Annotated in this window: 14 protein-coding genes; 6 read left to right on the top strand and 8 right to left on the bottom strand. The window is 60.5% G+C overall.

Annotated elements, in window-relative coordinates; genetic code table 11:
- Positions 1-123: 123 nt before the first annotated feature.
- Complete coding sequence (locus PMI32_RS07975; protein WP_008032273.1) at positions 124-864, bottom strand: SDR family oxidoreductase; 741 nt, start codon at positions 862-864, stop codon at positions 124-126.
- A 127-nt stretch (positions 865-991) separates the two neighbouring features.
- On the opposite strand from PMI32_RS07975, the gene PMI32_RS07980 reads away from it, so the two are divergent.
- The 4 genes from PMI32_RS07980 to mgrA all read left to right on the top strand — a co-directional run bounded on the left by PMI32_RS07980 (position 992) and on the right by mgrA (position 3,853).
- A complete protein-coding gene (locus PMI32_RS07980; RefSeq protein WP_008032272.1) occupies positions 992-1,882 on the top strand; it encodes a LysR family transcriptional regulator in 891 nt (296 codons plus the stop codon).
- A gap of 130 nt (positions 1,883-2,012) precedes the next feature.
- A complete protein-coding gene (locus PMI32_RS07985) occupies positions 2,013-2,195 on the top strand; it encodes a type II toxin-antitoxin system HicA family toxin (protein WP_008032271.1) in 183 nt (60 codons plus the stop codon).
- Complete coding sequence (locus PMI32_RS07990; protein ID WP_008032270.1) at positions 2,192-2,656, top strand: type II toxin-antitoxin system HicB family antitoxin; 465 nt, start codon at positions 2,192-2,194, stop codon at positions 2,654-2,656. Before PMI32_RS07985 ends, PMI32_RS07990 begins: the two co-directional genes overlap by 4 nt.
- 159 nt (positions 2,657-2,815) lie before the next feature.
- Complete coding sequence (gene mgrA / locus PMI32_RS07995) at positions 2,816-3,853, top strand: L-glyceraldehyde 3-phosphate reductase (RefSeq protein WP_008032269.1); 1,038 nt, start codon at positions 2,816-2,818, stop codon at positions 3,851-3,853.
- A 134-nt stretch (positions 3,854-3,987) separates the two neighbouring features.
- On the opposite strand, the gene tauD is transcribed toward mgrA, so the two are convergent.
- From tauD to PMI32_RS08025, 7 genes are all read right to left on the bottom strand, one after another.
- Positions 3,988-4,830, bottom strand: a complete 843-nt coding sequence (tauD, locus tag PMI32_RS08000) for a taurine dioxygenase (RefSeq protein WP_008032268.1) — start codon at positions 4,828-4,830, stop codon at positions 3,988-3,990.
- A gap of 127 nt (positions 4,831-4,957) precedes the next feature.
- Entirely contained in the window at positions 4,958-5,791 is an 834-nt protein-coding gene (tauC, locus tag PMI32_RS08005; RefSeq protein WP_008032267.1) for a taurine ABC transporter permease TauC, read from the bottom strand.
- Positions 5,788-6,582: a taurine ABC transporter ATP-binding subunit gene (tauB, locus tag PMI32_RS08010; protein WP_008032266.1), complete on the bottom strand. Its 795-nt coding sequence runs from the start codon at positions 6,580-6,582 to the stop codon at positions 5,788-5,790. The genes tauC and tauB overlap by 4 nt, the downstream gene beginning before the upstream one ends.
- Before the next feature lie 16 nt (positions 6,583-6,598).
- Positions 6,599-7,576 carry a taurine ABC transporter substrate-binding protein gene (gene tauA / locus PMI32_RS08015; RefSeq protein WP_008032265.1) on the bottom strand — a complete coding sequence of 326 codons (978 nt, stop codon included), beginning with the start codon at positions 7,574-7,576 and terminating at the stop codon, positions 6,599-6,601.
- Positions 7,577-7,965: 389 nt separating this feature from the next.
- Positions 7,966-9,549: a glutamate--cysteine ligase gene (gshA, locus tag PMI32_RS08020; protein ID WP_008032263.1), complete on the bottom strand. Its 1,584-nt coding sequence runs from the start codon at positions 9,547-9,549 to the stop codon at positions 7,966-7,968.
- Positions 9,550-9,784: 235 nt separating this feature from the next.
- Positions 9,785-10,168, bottom strand: a complete 384-nt coding sequence (locus tag PMI32_RS0129090) for a PaaI family thioesterase (protein ID WP_008019061.1) — start codon at positions 10,166-10,168, stop codon at positions 9,785-9,787.
- Positions 10,168-12,492 carry a Tex family protein gene (locus tag PMI32_RS08025; RefSeq protein WP_008032261.1) on the bottom strand — a complete coding sequence of 775 codons (2,325 nt, stop codon included), beginning with the start codon at positions 12,490-12,492 and terminating at the stop codon, positions 10,168-10,170. The genes PMI32_RS0129090 and PMI32_RS08025 overlap by 1 nt, the downstream gene beginning before the upstream one ends.
- A 360-nt stretch (positions 12,493-12,852) precedes the next feature.
- On the opposite strand from PMI32_RS08025, the gene ompR reads away from it, so the two are divergent.
- Complete coding sequence (ompR, locus tag PMI32_RS08030; protein ID WP_008032260.1) at positions 12,853-13,593, top strand: osmolarity response regulator transcription factor OmpR; 741 nt, start codon at positions 12,853-12,855, stop codon at positions 13,591-13,593.
- A gap of 103 nt (positions 13,594-13,696) precedes the next feature.
- Positions 13,697-15,010, top strand: a complete 1,314-nt coding sequence (locus PMI32_RS08035) for an ATP-binding protein (RefSeq protein WP_008032259.1) — start codon at positions 13,697-13,699, stop codon at positions 15,008-15,010.
- Positions 15,011-15,057: the final 47 nt, after the last annotated feature.

Below are 15,057 nucleotides of genomic sequence, written 5' to 3'. Positions count from 1 at the left end.
TGGAGTTCAGACGTGTGCTCTTCCACTGCGGTGAACAGCGTAAACATCAGTTTCGATTGCCCAGTGTGGGCGGTGTTGACTGGATGACTCATGGCTTTCTTCTCCTTGACCGGATGAGGCGGCTCAGACGAGGCCGCCGTTGACGCGCAGGATTTGCCCGTTGACCCATGCCGAATCAGGGCCGACGAGAAAGGAAACAACGCGGGAGATGTCTTCCGGCTGAGCCAGGCGCTCCAGCGGCGGCATCTTGGCGAAGGTCTGGATTTGCTCTTCACTCTTGCCGTGCAAAAACAAATCGGTCGCCACCGGGCCAGGCGCAACGGCGTTGACGGTGATGTTGCGACCGCGCATTTCCTTGGCGAACACCTGAGTCAGGGACTCCACCGCGGCTTTGCTGGCGATGTACACGGCGTAACCCGGCAGGTTCATGCCAACGGTGCTGCTGGAGAAATTGACGATCCGGCCACCGCTGTTCAAACGGGTCGCCGCCTCACGCAGCGTGTTGAAAGTGCCGCGGGCGTGGATGTTGAAGTTCTGGTCGAACAGTTCGTCCGTGTGTTGCGCCAGCGGCATCACTTTGAGAATGCCAGCGTTGTTGATCAGCACATCGACTTTGCCCAGTTGTGTTTCGGTTTCGTCGAACATCCGGCGTACATCGTCGGCATTGGCCACGTCAGCCTTGATCGCTATGGCTTGATGGCCGGCCTGACGCAGTTCAACGACCAGCTTTGAGGCTTCAGTGGCGCTGTTGGCGTAGTTGATGGCGACGGCGAAACCTTCGCTGGCCAGTTGTTTGGCGATCACGGCGCCGATGCCGCGGGAGGCGCCGGTCACGATGGCAACTTTCGAAGTTTGAGTAGTCATGGCGGTGAATCCTTTGAGGGTGTCCGTTTGGGGTGAAGCCAGACTCACATGTTTACTCAGGCTGATAAATGCACGAGAGTTGCCTTGACTGTTCAATAATCGCCAACAATCAAAGGTCGCGAACGCCATGGATCAAGTCAAAGCGATGAAGGTGTTCGTGCGGATCTACGAGCGCAGCAGCTTCACCCTGGCCGCCGAAGATCTGAACCTGCCACGGGCAACCCTGACCCATACGCTGAACCAGTTCGAAGCCTGGCTCGGTACGCGTTTACTGGAGCGCAGCACGCGTAAGGTGCGTCCTACGCTGGACGGCGAGGCGTACTACTTGCGCTGTGTGCAATTGCTGGCGGAACTGGAAGAAGCTGAACTGGCTTTTCGCAGCGTCGCGCCGAAAGGGCGATTGCGGGTGGATTTGCATGGCACGCTGGCCAAGAGTTTTGTCATCCCCGCCTTGCCGCAATTCATGGAGCGCTATCCGGACATCGAACTGTCCATCAGCGAGGCCGACCGCTTTGTCGACCTGATCGCCGAAGGCGTCGACTGTGTACTGCGCGCCGGCACGCTCGGCGACTCGGCGCTGATCGGCAAGCGTGTCGCCAACCTGCGCCAGATCACCTGCGCCAGCCCGGCTTACCTGCGCAAATATGGCGAACCGAAAACCCTTGAAGACCTGAAACACCATCGCGCGGTGAACTACGTTTCGCGCACCACGGCGAAGTTGTTCCCGTTCGAGTTCATGGTCGATGGCGAATTGCAGGAAGTCGCCATCGAGGGCGCGATCTCGGTGTTCGGCGCAGAAATCTACGCCGCCTCGGCCATTGCCGGACTGGGCTTGATCCAGTGCCCGCATTACCGAATGGAAACGCAGATCGCCCAGGGCCTGGTGCAGGAAGTCCTGATCGACACGCCGCCGCCACCGATGCCGGTTTCAGTGTTGTATCCGCATAACCGACACATGTCGCCACGGGTTCGGGTGTTTGTGGATTGGTTGGGGGAGGTGTTTGCCGGGGCGCGTTAGCCGCTGGTCTTCCCGCAAGATGGGTGACCTTGTGCTGGGCTAATATTTGTCAGAGTGTGTATGGTGTGTATATCACCTGAGTTTGTCGCGTAATGTGCTCGGCAGGTTGCTGCCCACAAGGACGAAGGTGATGCGAAGTCGGGAAATGATCAGGATGATCGAAGAGGATGGTTGGTATCTGGTGGCCGTGAAAGGTAGCCACCATCAGTACAAGCATTTGTACAAGGCTGGCCGGGTGACGATTAAGCATCCTGATTCGGATCTTCCAAAAGGAACGATCAACAGCATTTTGAAACAGGCGGGCCTTAAATGAGCCCCGACATTGGAAACGAGAGCCTCGAAGGGGCCACATCACAGGAAGGACTCACCGAAATGAAATTCCCGGTCGTTCTGCACAAGGATGCCGACTCAGAATACGGAGTGATAATCCCGGACGTGCCGGGTTGTTTCTCTGCGGGCGCTACAGTGGCGCAGGCATTCGAAAACGTGAAGGAGGCGTTGTCCTTGCACTATGAGGGGTTGGTTGCTGATGGTGATCCACTGCCGCAAGTGCAGGAGATAGACGCTCATATTGATAACCCTGATTACGCCGGTGGTGTGTGGGGTGTGGTTGACTTCGATATCACGCCTTACTTTGGCAAGTCGGTACGGTTCAACGCCACTCTGCCTGAGCAGTTGCTTGAGCGTATCGATCAAACGGTCAGGCGAGATCAGCGATACAGCTCAAGATCCGGCTTTTTGGCGGCGGCCGCACTGCGTGAGCTATCGGCATAAACGCCGAGCGATTTTGCTCGTCCGGCAGGTTCAATTGAAAATATGTGAAACGTTTCAGCATTTCCTCAAGTCCGTGGTTTATCGACGTTTGTCTGGGCGTATGCTGGGCAACTTGCGAAGCAGTCGATACCAACTTCAAGACAGACAAGAGAGGATTCGATGACCTACACCGCTGCCGAAAACCGCTACGACTCCATCCCTTACCGCCGCGTCGGTCGCAGCGGTCTGGTGTTGCCGGCGTTGTCCCTGGGGCTGTGGCACAACTTCGGCGACAGCACGCCGATCGACACCCAGCGCTCGTTGCTGCGCACGGCGTTCGATCTGGGGATCAACCATTTCGACCTCGCCAATAACTATGGCCCGCCGTACGGCAGCGCCGAGACCAACTTCGGGCGTTTGCTGCGTGAAGACTTCAAGCAGTATCGCGACGAGCTGATCATCTCGAGCAAGGCGGGTTGGGACATGTGGCCCGGTCCTTACGGTCAGGGCGGTGGTTCGCGCAAATATGTGCTGGCCAGCCTTGATCAGAGCCTGCAGCGTCTGGGCCTGGAATACGTGGATATTTTCTACTCCCACCGTTTCGACCCGGACACGCCGCTGGAAGAAACCGCCAGCGCACTGGCTATGGCGGTGCAGCAGGGCAAGGCGTTGTACATCGGCATCTCTTCGTATTCCGGGGTGAAAACCCGTGAGATGGCAGCGCTGTTGCAAGAGTGGAAAGTGCCGTTGCTGATTCACCAGCCGGCCTACAACCTGCTCAATCGCTGGGTGGAAAAGGATCTGCTGGATGTCACCGACGAGCTGGGCACCGGCGTGATTGCGTTCACGCCGTTGGCGCAGGGCCTGTTGACCGACAAATACCTCAACGGCATTCCGAAGGATGCGCGGGTCAATCGTCCGGGCGGCGGTTCGTTGCAGTCCTCGCACCTGTCGGAGGCCAACATCGCCCATGTGCGTGGGCTCAATGAGATTGCCAAGCGTCGCGGCCAGAGCCTGGCGCAACTGGCGTTGGCCTGGACGCTACGCGACCCTCGGGTGACTTCGGCGCTGATCGGTGCGAGCCGGCCGGAGCAGATTATCGAGAACGTCGGGGCGTTGAAGAATCTGAGCTTCAGTGCGGAAGAGCTGGCGGAGATTGATCGGTTTGCCCAAGAGGGCGGGATCAATCTTTGGGAGAAACCTTCGACTGCGGAGTAAGCGTTCGCGCCGGTTTATTTGGCGCCTGCTATATCGCCTTCGCGAGCAAGCCCGCTCCCACATTGAACGCGGTCTAATGTGGGAGCGGGCTTGCTCGCGAAGAGGTCATCAATGTCAATAAAGAACTCCGGGGCTCACCGAAAAAACGGCACATCCCCCAACACCGTCGCCCGCTGCATCACCCGCCGCGCCGGCCGGTAGTCATCCACCGCGTAATGCTGCGTCACGCGGTTGTCCCAGAACGCGATGTCGTCCTGCTGCCAGCGCCAGCGAATGGTGAATTCCGGCCGCGTGGAATGGGCGAACAGAAACTTCAGAATCGCCTCGCTCTCAGTCTCCGACAGCTCATTGATCTTCGACGTAAACCCTTCACTGACGAACAACGAACGGCGCCCACTCACCGGGTGCGTACGAATGACCGGGTGCGACAGCGGTGGATTTTTCCGGCGAGCCTCTTCCCACTGAGCCAATGCTTCAGGCGTGTTGCCATAGCGTTCCAACGGAAACGAACGGGTGAAATCGTGAGTCGCCGTCAGCCCTTCCAGCAGACTTTTCATCGGCGTGGACAGCGCCTCATAAGCCGCAATGCCGCTGGCCCACAACGTGTCGCCGCCAAACTCCGGCAACAGTTTTGCGCTGAGCACCGCGCCCATCGCCGGGGTCGGCAGGAAGGTCACGTCGGTGTGCCAGATCGCGTTGTCGCGCACGTCGGTGACGGCGGTGTCGAGGATCAGCACTTCCGGCTGTTCCGGCACATTCGGGTAGATCGGGTGAATGTGCAGGTCGCCGAAGTTGGCGGCGAAACGCGCCTGTTGCTGCGGCGTGATCGGCTGGTCGCGAAAGAACAAAACCTGATGCTTGAGCAGTGCCTGCTCGATGGCATCGCGCTGTTCCAGGTTCAGTGGCTGACTGATGTCGATGCCGCTGATGTGCGCGCCGAGGGCGGAGCTGAGGGGGACGATTGTCAGGTTGCTCATTGTGGTTCTCTTCAATCCGGGGTGCCGACTGTGGGAGCGGGCTTGCTCGCGAAGGCGGTTTAGCATTCAACATCTAAGTTGACTGACACGGCCTCTTCGCGAGCAAGCCCGCTCCCACATTAAAAAATCAGTGAGCCTGGCCGTGCCACGGCACCAGTTTGCGTTGCAGCGCACGCAAGCCCATCTCCATGGCGAAGGCGATCAGCGCAATCACCAGAATCCCCAGCACCACCACATCGGTGACCAGGAACTGTGCGGCCGACTGCACCATGAAACCCAGGCCGCTGGTGGCGGCGATCAGTTCGGCGGCGACCAGCGTTGACCAGCCCACGCCCAGACCGATGCGCACACCGGTCAAGATGTCCGGCAAGGCACTCGGCAAAATCACATGGCGAATCAACTGCGCCCGGGTCGCGCCCAATGACTGCGCGGCGCGCAATTTGGCTGGGTCGACGGTGCGCACGCCAGTCGCGGTGGCGATGGCGATCGGGGCGAAAATCGCCAGGTAAATCAGCAGGACTTTCGATAGTTCGCCAATGCCGCACCAGATGACAATCAACGGCAGATAGGCCAGCGGTGGAATCGGGCGATAGAACTCGATCAGCGGATCGAGAATGCCGCGCGCAATGCGGTTGTGACCGATGGCGATGCCGACCGGTACGGCGGTCAGCACGGCAAAACCAAGGCCCAGACCGATGCGGCTGAGGCTCGCGCCCAAGTGCTGCCACAACGTCGAATCCATGTAGCCGGTGGTCACCAGCAGCCAGCCTTTTTGCAGCACGGCGGACGGTGGCGGCAGGAACAGCGGTTCGATCATTCCTGTGGCGGTAACGGCCCACCACAGGGCAACCAGCGCGACCAGGGTCAGCACGCTGATCCAGCGAGTACTGAGGCTTCGCCGAACAGGAATCACCGTCGAACCCGGTTTCACCGTCACGGCCGGAATTTCATAGCTGCTCATGCGCGCTCCTGCCGCGTGGCGGCGCTACGTTGGGAGAACACTTTGGCGAGTACGTGTTCGCGGGTTTCGATAAAGCGCGGGTCGGATTTGATCGCCCGTGCGGACTCGCCGGCGGCGTAACGCTGACCGAAATCCAGACTCAGGCGCTCGACGATTTGCCCGGGGTTTGGCGCCAGCAGAATCAGGTCTGTGGCGAGAAATACCGCTTCTTCAATATCGTGGGTAATCAGGAAAACGGGTTTGGCGGTGCGCTGCCAGACTTGCAACAGCAGCTCCTGCATCTGTTCGCGGGTGAAGGCGTCGAGGGCGCCGAAAGGTTCGTCCATCAACAACACGCGAGGATCGGCGGCGAGTGCACGGGCGAGGCCGACACGCTGTTTCTGGCCACCGGAAAGCTGCCAGATGCGCCGATTTTCGAAACCGGACAGATCGACCAGTGCAAGCATTTCCCGAGCGCGGATTTCACGTTTTTCCCGGGAAACACCGGCCAGTTCCAGACCGAAACCGACGTTGGCCAACACGTCTTGCCAAGGCAGCAGCGCGTCGTCCTGGAACACCACGCCGCGTTCGGCGCTCGGGCCTTTGACCGGCACGCCATCGAGGGTGATGCGCCCGGCGCTGGGCTCGACGAAACCGGCAATCAGGTTCAACAGCGAAGTCTTGCCACTGCCGGACGGGCCGAGGGCTACCAGCAATTGCTGGGGCCCAAGGCTCAAGGAAATATCCGCCAATACCGGTTCCGGGCTACCGGGGTACTGTGCGCTGATGCGCTCCAGCTGTAGCAAGGCCATCGCAATTAACTCCCGATCAGTTGGTGATGAACTTGGCGCTGACGTACGGCGCGTAGTCCGGCAGCACGGCCTCGACCTTGCCTTGTTCTTTCAGGAACACGGCGGTGTCGGTGATGGCTTTGGTGGTCGGCGCGCCGAGGGTGATCACCTGATCAGCCGCCAGCGGGTAGACGTTGCCTTGCAGCAGCAGCGGAATGTCGCTGGCCTTGGCGCCCGATAGCTTCACCAGCTTGTCGACGTTGGATTGATTGGCGAGCCAGGCTTTAGGGTCTTTGCGGTAATCGGCGTAGGCGTCGAGGGTGACTTTGGCGAACGCGGTGACGATTTCCGGGTGCTTCTCGGCGAAGTCTTTACGCACGATCCACGCGTCGAACGTTGGTGCGCCGAACTTGGCCAGTTCACCAGAGGTGATCAGTACTTTGCCGTTTTCCTTGGCCACGCCGAGCGCTGGGTCCCACACGTAGGTGGCGTCGATGTCACCGCGTTTCCATGCGGCGATGATGGCTGGGGGGGCGAGGTTGAGCACGGTGACTTTCGAAGGGTCGATGTTCCAGTGCTTCAACGCGGCGAGCAGGCTGTAGTGGCCGGTGGAAACGAACGGCACGGCGATTTTCTTGCCGATCAGGTCTTGCGGTGTCTTGATCCCGGAGCCGTCGCGGGCAACCAAGGCTTCAGCGGCACCGATCTGGGTGGCGATGAGGAAGGTTTCAACCGGGACTTTGCGGGTGATTGCAGCCGTCAGAGGGCTGGAGCCGAGGTAGCCGATCTGCACGTCGCCGGAAGCGATGGCGGCGATGATGTCTGCACCGTTGTCGAATTTGCGCCAGTCGATCTTGGCGTTGGTGGCTTTTTCGTAGGCGCCGTCGGCCTGGGCGACTTTCGCCGGGTCCACGGTGGTCTGGTAAGCGACCGTCACGTCAGCCGCCTGGGCAAAGAAACTCGCCGCAGCCAAAGACGCGGCCGCCAGGAGGCGAAGAGGGAAATGCAGTTTCATTGGGAAGCTCCTTTTCAGGCGGACCGAGAGTCGGCGTGAAAAAGAGACTAAATGATATAAGAATCCGAAAATAAATAACTTTTTCGAATGAGCTTATGAGCGGAATATTCTAAGTGCTCCCTTGTAGGAGCCAGCTTGCTGGCGATGAGGCCCTTGAGGCTTGCGGTGAATTTCAGGCCGCCATCGCCGGCAAGCCGGCTCCTACAGGGTTTTGCGTTGGGCGCGCGATTTTGTGGCGATCCCGAATCTGTGTAGGAGCCAGCTTGCGCTTGCGGTGAATTTCAGGCCGTCATCGCCGGCAAGCCGGCTCCTACAGGGGTATGTGTGAGGCACATGATTTTTGTAGGAGCCAGCTTGCTGGCGATCAAGGTCCGCAGGACCGCCAACGATCAGTTACTGATCGCCAGAATGCTCGCCTGATACGAGCCGACAAACACATCGAAATCGCCGACTTCGTTCTGCTCCAGCTCCACTTGCTCCGCCAGCGAGGAGCGTGCGCGCTCTTCAAACGTTGCCTGGTCTTCGATGCTCAACGGCTCGCTGCGGAAATATTCCGCATGGGCCTGGCTCTGGCGCAGGGAGAACTGGCTGAAGCTTTCCTTGTGTTCGGCCATTGCCGCCAGCACCTGGGCCGATGGCGTCAGGGACGAATCCTTGACCTTGGCCAGTTGCGCGTCCAATGCCTTGCTGTGCGCATCGCCGCCATGGCTCTGATCCAGCAACGCCGCCAGTGGCGCAATCTTCTCCAGCAACTCGCCGGCCCATTCCTTCAGGTCAACCGGTTGACCGTCGCGTTGCAATTGCAGGCCCGGACGGCGACCTTCCTTGACCACGCTGAGGAAGTTCGATGTCGCGTTGCCGCACGAATTACTGGTCAACAGCGGGCTGTCGTTCAGCGCGCAATACAGCAGGAACGCATCGAGGAACCGCGACTCGGTGAGGTCGATACCCATCGGCAGGAACGGGTTGATGTCCAGGCAACGCACTTCGACGTACTGAATGCCACGGGCCACCAGCGCCTGGATCGGCCGCTCGCCGGTGTAGGTCACGCGTTTCGGGCGGATGTTGGAGTAGTACTCGTTTTCGATCTGCAGGATGTTGGTGTTGAGCTGAACCCACTCACCGTCCTGATGCGTGCCGATTTCGACATACGGCGCATACGGTGTGGCCACCGCTTTGCGCAGGCTGTCGGTGTAGCTCGCCAGATCGTTGTAGCACGGCGTCAGGCCGGCCTGGGCATTGCTCTGGTAACCCAGATCGCTCATGCGCAGGCTGGTGGCGTACGGCAGGTACAAGGTGTCCGGGGCCAGCTGTTCCAGCTGATGCGTGCGACCGCGCAGGAAACCGGCGTCCAGCGCTGGCGAAGCACCGAACAGGTACATCAGCAGCCAGCTGTAGCGGCGGAAGTTACGGATCAGCGCGATGTAGGCCGACGACTGATAGTCGCGGTCAGTACCGACAAAGCCTTCCGCCTGCTTGAGCAGCGGCCAGAGCTTCTCCGGCAGGGAGAAGTTGTAGTGAATCCCGGCGATGCACTGCATGGTCTTGCCGTAGCGCAGGGCCAGGCCCTTGCGGTAGACATACTTGAGCTTGCCGATGTTGGAGGTGCCGTAATAGGCGATCGGGATATCTTCCTCGGCCGGCAACGGGCACGGCATCGATGGACTCCACAGGTACTCGTTGCCGAGCTTGCTGTAGGCAAAACGGTGAATCCTGTCCAGGCTCGCCAGGGTGTCGGCCGGGTCGGGCAGGGCGGGCGTGATGAACTCCAGCAGCGACTCGGAATAGTCGGTGGTGATTTGTTCGTTGGTCAGCGCGGAACCCAATTCTTCCGGGTGCGGCGTTTGCGCCAGGCGACCTTCGCCGGTCACGCGCAGGCATTCACGTTCGATGCCGTGAAGGCACTGTTCGAGCAGAGAGAGGTTAGCGCGCTCGCCGAGCAGAGCCAGGCGGCGGTTGAGAAGTTCGCTCAAGTTGGATTCCTTCACGCGTCAGTCGCCCCAATATGGGGGTGGGCAGGACGGTCTACAAGGGTGAAGTTGAAACTGGCGTTTTCGCCTGGTTTTGTAGGAGCGAGCTTGCTCGCGAAGGACTTGAGGGCGCCGCGTTCATCCAGGCGACCCTAGTCTTCGTTGACCTCCATCGCGAGCAAGCTTGCTCCTACAGGGATTCGTTGCGCTGAAATTAACTCAAAATGATGGCATTCATCTACAGGACAGCGAACGTGCCTTGTGCTTTTGCGACGAGTTTGTCGCCCTGCATCACGTCGGCTTCGACCACCAGCGTGCGGCGGCCCGGGTGGATCACCCGCGCCGTGCACATCACCTCACCGTCGGAAACGGCGCGGATGTAGTTGATCTTGCACTCGATGGTCGCGCTCTGCTGGTCAAAGCCGTGGGTGCTGGAACAGGCCAGCCCCATGGCAATGTCCACCAGGCTGAACAAGGCCCCGCCGTGCAGCTTGCCGCCGCGATTGCGCAGTTCGGGTTCCAGCGCCAGGGCGACTTGCGCCACCCCGGTTTCCAGGCTGTGCAAGCGACAGCCCAGCAGCTTGAAAAACGCGCTTTCGGTCAGCCCGGCCGGGATTTCCATCAGCGTTTCTTCAACTGCTTGGCGTTGGCGAACAGCGAAGCCATGGCGTTGTTGGACGGGGCCGCCGCCGTGGTTTCCTTGCGCGGTGCAGTGTTCTGGGACTGGCGCGGTGCCGACCCCGGACGCGCACCACGGGCACCGTCGATTTTCTCGCCCGGGGTGTCGCTCATGCGCATCGACAGGCCGACGCGTTTGCGCGGGATATCGACTTCCATGACCTTCACTTTCACCACGTCACCGGCCTTCACCGCTTCACGCGGGTCCTTGATGAACTTCTCCGAAAGCGCAGAGATGTGCACCAAACCGTCCTGATGCACGCCGATATCGACGAATGCACCGAAGTTGGTCACGTTGGTCACGACGCCTTCGAGGATCATGCCCAGTTCCAGGTCCTTGAGGTCTTCGACGCCTTCCTGGAACTCGGCGGTCTTGAACTCCGGACGCGGGTCGCGGCCAGGTTTTTCCAGCTCTTGCAGGATGTCGGTGACCGTCGGCAGACCGAAGGTTTCGTCGGTGTACTTCTTCGGATCAAGACGCTTGAGGAAGCTCGCGTCGCCGATCAGCGAGCGAATGTCGCGGTCGGTTTCAGCAGCGATGCGTTGCACCAGCGGATAGGCTTCCGGGTGAACCGCAGACGAATCCAGCGGGTTGTCGCCGTTCATCACGCGTAGGAAACCGGCCGCCTGTTCGAAGGTTTTTTCGCCCAGGCGCGCCACTTTCTTCAACGCCGAGCGAGTTTTGAACGCGCCGTGCTCGTCACGGTGGCTGACGATGTTCTGCGCCAGGGTCGCGTTGAGGCCGGAGATACGGGCCAGCAGCGCCACGGAAGCGGTGTTCACGTCCACGCCCACGGCGTTCACGCAGTCCTCGACCACCGCGTCCAGGCCGCGCGCCAGGTTCAGCTGCGACACGTCGTGCTGGTACTGGCCGACACCGATGGATTTCGGATCGATTTTAACCAGCTCGGCCAGCGGATCCTGCAAGCGACGGGCGATGGACACCGCGCCACGGATCGACACGTCGAGGTCCGGGAATTCCTTCGAAGCCAGTTCCGACGCCGAGTAAACCGATGCACCGGCCTCGGAGACCATGACTTTGGTCATCTTCATTGCTGGGTATTTTTTGATCAGCTCAGCAGCCAGCTTGTCGGTTTCGCGGCTGGCGGTGCCGTTGCCGATGGCGATCAGGTCCACCGAGTGCTTGGCGCACAGGGCCGCGAGAATCGCCAGGGTCTGATCCCACTTGTTGTGCGGCACGTGCGGGTAAACCGTGGCGTGATCCAGCAGCTTGCCGGTGGCATCGACCACGGCGACCTTGCAACCGGTGCGCAGGCCCGGGTCGAGGCCCAGGGTGGCACGCGGGCCAGCCGGAGCCGACAGCAGCAGGTCATGCAGGTTGTGGGCGAACACGTTGATCGCTTCGGTTTCCGCGCCATCGCGCAGCTCGCCCAGCAAGTCGGTTTCGAGGTGGGTGTAGAGCTTGACCTTCCAGGTCCAGCGCACCACTTCGCCCAGCCATTTGTCGGCGGCGCGGTTCTGGTTCTGGATGCCGAACTGCTGACCGATCATGCCTTCGCACGGGTGCATGGTGCCCGGCAGTTCGTCGCCGACTTTCAGCGCGGAGCTGAGAATGCCTTCGTTGCGGCCACGGAAAATCGCCAGCGCGCGGTGCGACGGCATGCTTTTCAGCGGTTCGTCGTGTTCGAAATAGTCGCGGAACTTGGCGCCTTCCTCTTCCTTGCCGGCGATCACGCGGGCACTGAGGGTGGCTTCCTGCTTCAAGTAGTTGCGCAGCTTGTCCAGCAGGCCAGCGTCTTCGGCGAAGCGCTCCATGAGGATGTACTTGGCGCCTTCGAGGGCCGCCTTCACATCGGCCACGCCTTTTTCGGCGTTGATGAAGCGTGCGGCTTCGGTGTCCGGGGCCAGCGAGGGATCGTTGAACAGGCCGTCGGCCAGCTCGCCGAGGCCGGCTTCCAGGGCGATCTGGCCCTTGGTGCGGCGCTTCTGCTTGTACGGCAGGTACAAGTCTTCGAGGCGGGTCTTGGTGTCGGCGAGCTTGATGTCGCGTTCAAGTTGCGGGGTCAGCTTGCCTTGCTCTTCGATGCTGGCGAGGATGCTGATGCGCCGTTCGTCGAGTTCTCGCAGGTAGCGCAGACGCTCTTCCAGATGACGCAACTGGATGTCATCGAGGCTGCCGGTCACTTCTTTCCGGTAACGGGCGATGAAGGGAACGGTAGAGCCTTCATCGAGTAGCGCGACGGCCGCTTCGACCTGTTGTGGGCGTACGCCGAGTTCCTCGGCGATGCGGCTGTTGATGCTGTCCATAAAACCACCTGACAAATTGTGAAAGCAGGCTCGCGGGCGCGGGGATAAAGGCTCGGCGAGTCTGGTTGAGCGGCCTGGCCTGCGCCGCTACCTGGATCAACAGGCATCCCGTTGACCCGTGAAATCGAACAATTACTGCCGTGGCGATGAAAATAAAAAGCCGCCGCGACGGTAACGATCAGACGTTGCCTGACACAAAAGGCCGCGCATTATAACCAGCGTTCTGTCATTCGGGGGCATCACAGGCTGTAGGCACAATGCCCGGATTTCTGGCGGTGAAGGAAAAATCTGCTAACAATGCACACGGTGCGTATAACGGCAGCTACGCCATAATGCGCGCTGAGATCAAAGGAGCATCCAATGAGCAGCACTGCAAACATTGCTGAAGGCGAAAAAATTCTTATTGTTGACGACGATCCGGGGCTCAGCAGCCTGCTGGAACGCTTTTTCGTCAGCAAGGGCTACCGCGCCCGCGCCGTACCGAACACCGAACAAATGGACCGCCTGCTGGCGCGTGAAGTGTTCAACCTGGTCGTCCTCGACCTGATGCTGCCCGGCGAAGACGGTCTGACCGCCTGCCGCCGTCTGCGCGGCGCGAACAATCAGATTCCAATCATCATGCTCACCGCCAAGGGCGACGAGCTGAGCCGCATCAAGGGCCTGGAACTGGGCGCCGACGATTACCTGGCCAAGCCGTTCAACCCGGATGAGCTGATGGCTCGCGTCAAAGCGGTCCTGCGTCGTCAATCGGCGCCGGTGCCGGGTGCGCCGGGCAGCGAAGACGAAAGCGTGACCTTCGGTGACTACGAACTGTCGCTGGCGACTCGCGAACTGAAACGCGGTGACGAAGTGCACATGCTCACCACCGGTGAGTTCGCGGTACTCAAGGCCCTGGTCATGAACGCGCGTCAGCCACTGACCCGTGACAAACTGATGAACCTGGCCCGTGGTCGCGAGTGGGATGCCCTGGAGCGTTCCATCGACGTGCAGATTTCCCGTCTGCGCCGGATGATCGAGCCTGATCCGTCCAAGCCGCGTTACATCCAGACTGTCTGGGGCGTGGGCTACGTGTTCGTTCCGGATGGCGCCGCCACCAAGTGATCGGCGATTTGTAGGAGCGGGTCTTGCGGATGATGTTGTCCGCAGACTCGCGATCCGCAATATGCGAGCATCGCTCGCTCCTGCAAGTGTGTAGCGGTTATTCATGAAAACCCCGGTTTGGTTCCCCCAGAGTTTCTTCTCCCGCACCCTGTGGCTGGTGCTGATTGTCGTCCTGTTTTCCAAGGCTCTGACCCTGGTTTATCTGCTGATGAACGAAGACGTGCTGGTGGATCGTCAATACAGCCACGGCGTCGCCCTGACGCTGCGCGCCTATTGGGCGGCCGATGAAAACAATCGCGACAAGATTGCCGAAGCCGCGACCCTGATCCGGGTGGTGGGCACCGGCGTGCCGGAAGGCGAGCAACACTGGCCTTACAGCGAGATCTATCAGCGGCAGATGCAGGCCGAACTCGGCGCCGACACCGAGGTGCGATTACGCATGCACTCGCCGCCGGCGCTGTGGGTCCGGGCGCCGAGCCTGGGCGATGGCTGGCTGAAAGTGCCGCTGTATCCACATCCTTTACGCGGCCAGAAAATCTGGAACGTGCTCGGCTGGTTCCTTGCCATCGGCTTGCTGTCCACCGCCTCGGCGTGGATCTTCGTCAGCCAGCTCAATCAACCGTTGAAGCGCCTGGTCTATGCCGCCAGGCAACTCGGCCAGGGTCGTAGCGTACGTTTGCCGATCAGCGACACACCGAGCGAGATGACCGAGGTGTACCGCGCGTTCAACCAGATGGCCGAGGACGTCGAACAGGCTGGCCGCGAGCGCGAGCTGATGCTGGCCGGGGTGTCCCATGACCTGCGAACACCGCTGACTCGTTTGCGCTTGTCACTGGAACTGATGGGCGACCACAGCGACCTGACGGACGACATGGTCCGCGACATCGAGGACATGGACGCGATTCTCGACCAGTTCCTCGCGTTCATCCGCGATGGCCGCGATGAATCGGTGGAAGAGGTGGACTTGAGCGATCTGGTCCGCGAAGTCGCCGCGCCGTTTAACCAGAATGAAGAGAAAGTACGCCTGCGTCTGGAGCCGATTCAGCCGTTTCCGCTGCGTCGCGTGTCCATGAAACGGTTGCTGAACAACCTGATCGGCAATGCGCTGCATCACGCTGGCAGCGGTGTTGAGGTGGCGGCTTATGTGTCCGGGGATGTCAGCGCCCCGTATGTGGTGCTGAGCGTCATGGACCGTGGGGCGGGGATTGATCCGTCGGAGCTGGAGGCGATCTTCAACCCGTTTACCCGTGGGGATCGTGCTCGCGGTGGCAAAGGAACCGGGTTGGGGTTGGCGATCGTGAAGCGGATTGCTTCGATGCATGGTGGGAATGTTGAGTTGCGCAATCGGTCCGGTGGTGGGCTGGAAGCGCGGGTTCGGTTGCCGTTGGGGTTGATGCTGCCTCGGGATGCGGTTTAAGAGTCGGCATTGTCGTTGGGGCTCAGGGCCTCTTCGCGAGCAAGCCC

The sequence above is a fragment of the Pseudomonas sp. GM60 genome (genome assembly GCF_000282415.1).
GTDB classification, from domain to species: Bacteria; Pseudomonadota; Gammaproteobacteria; order Pseudomonadales; family Pseudomonadaceae; genus Aquipseudomonas; species Aquipseudomonas migulae.
Note: the sequence above shows the minus strand (reverse complement) of the source record. Positions and strands in the feature narration are given on the sequence as shown.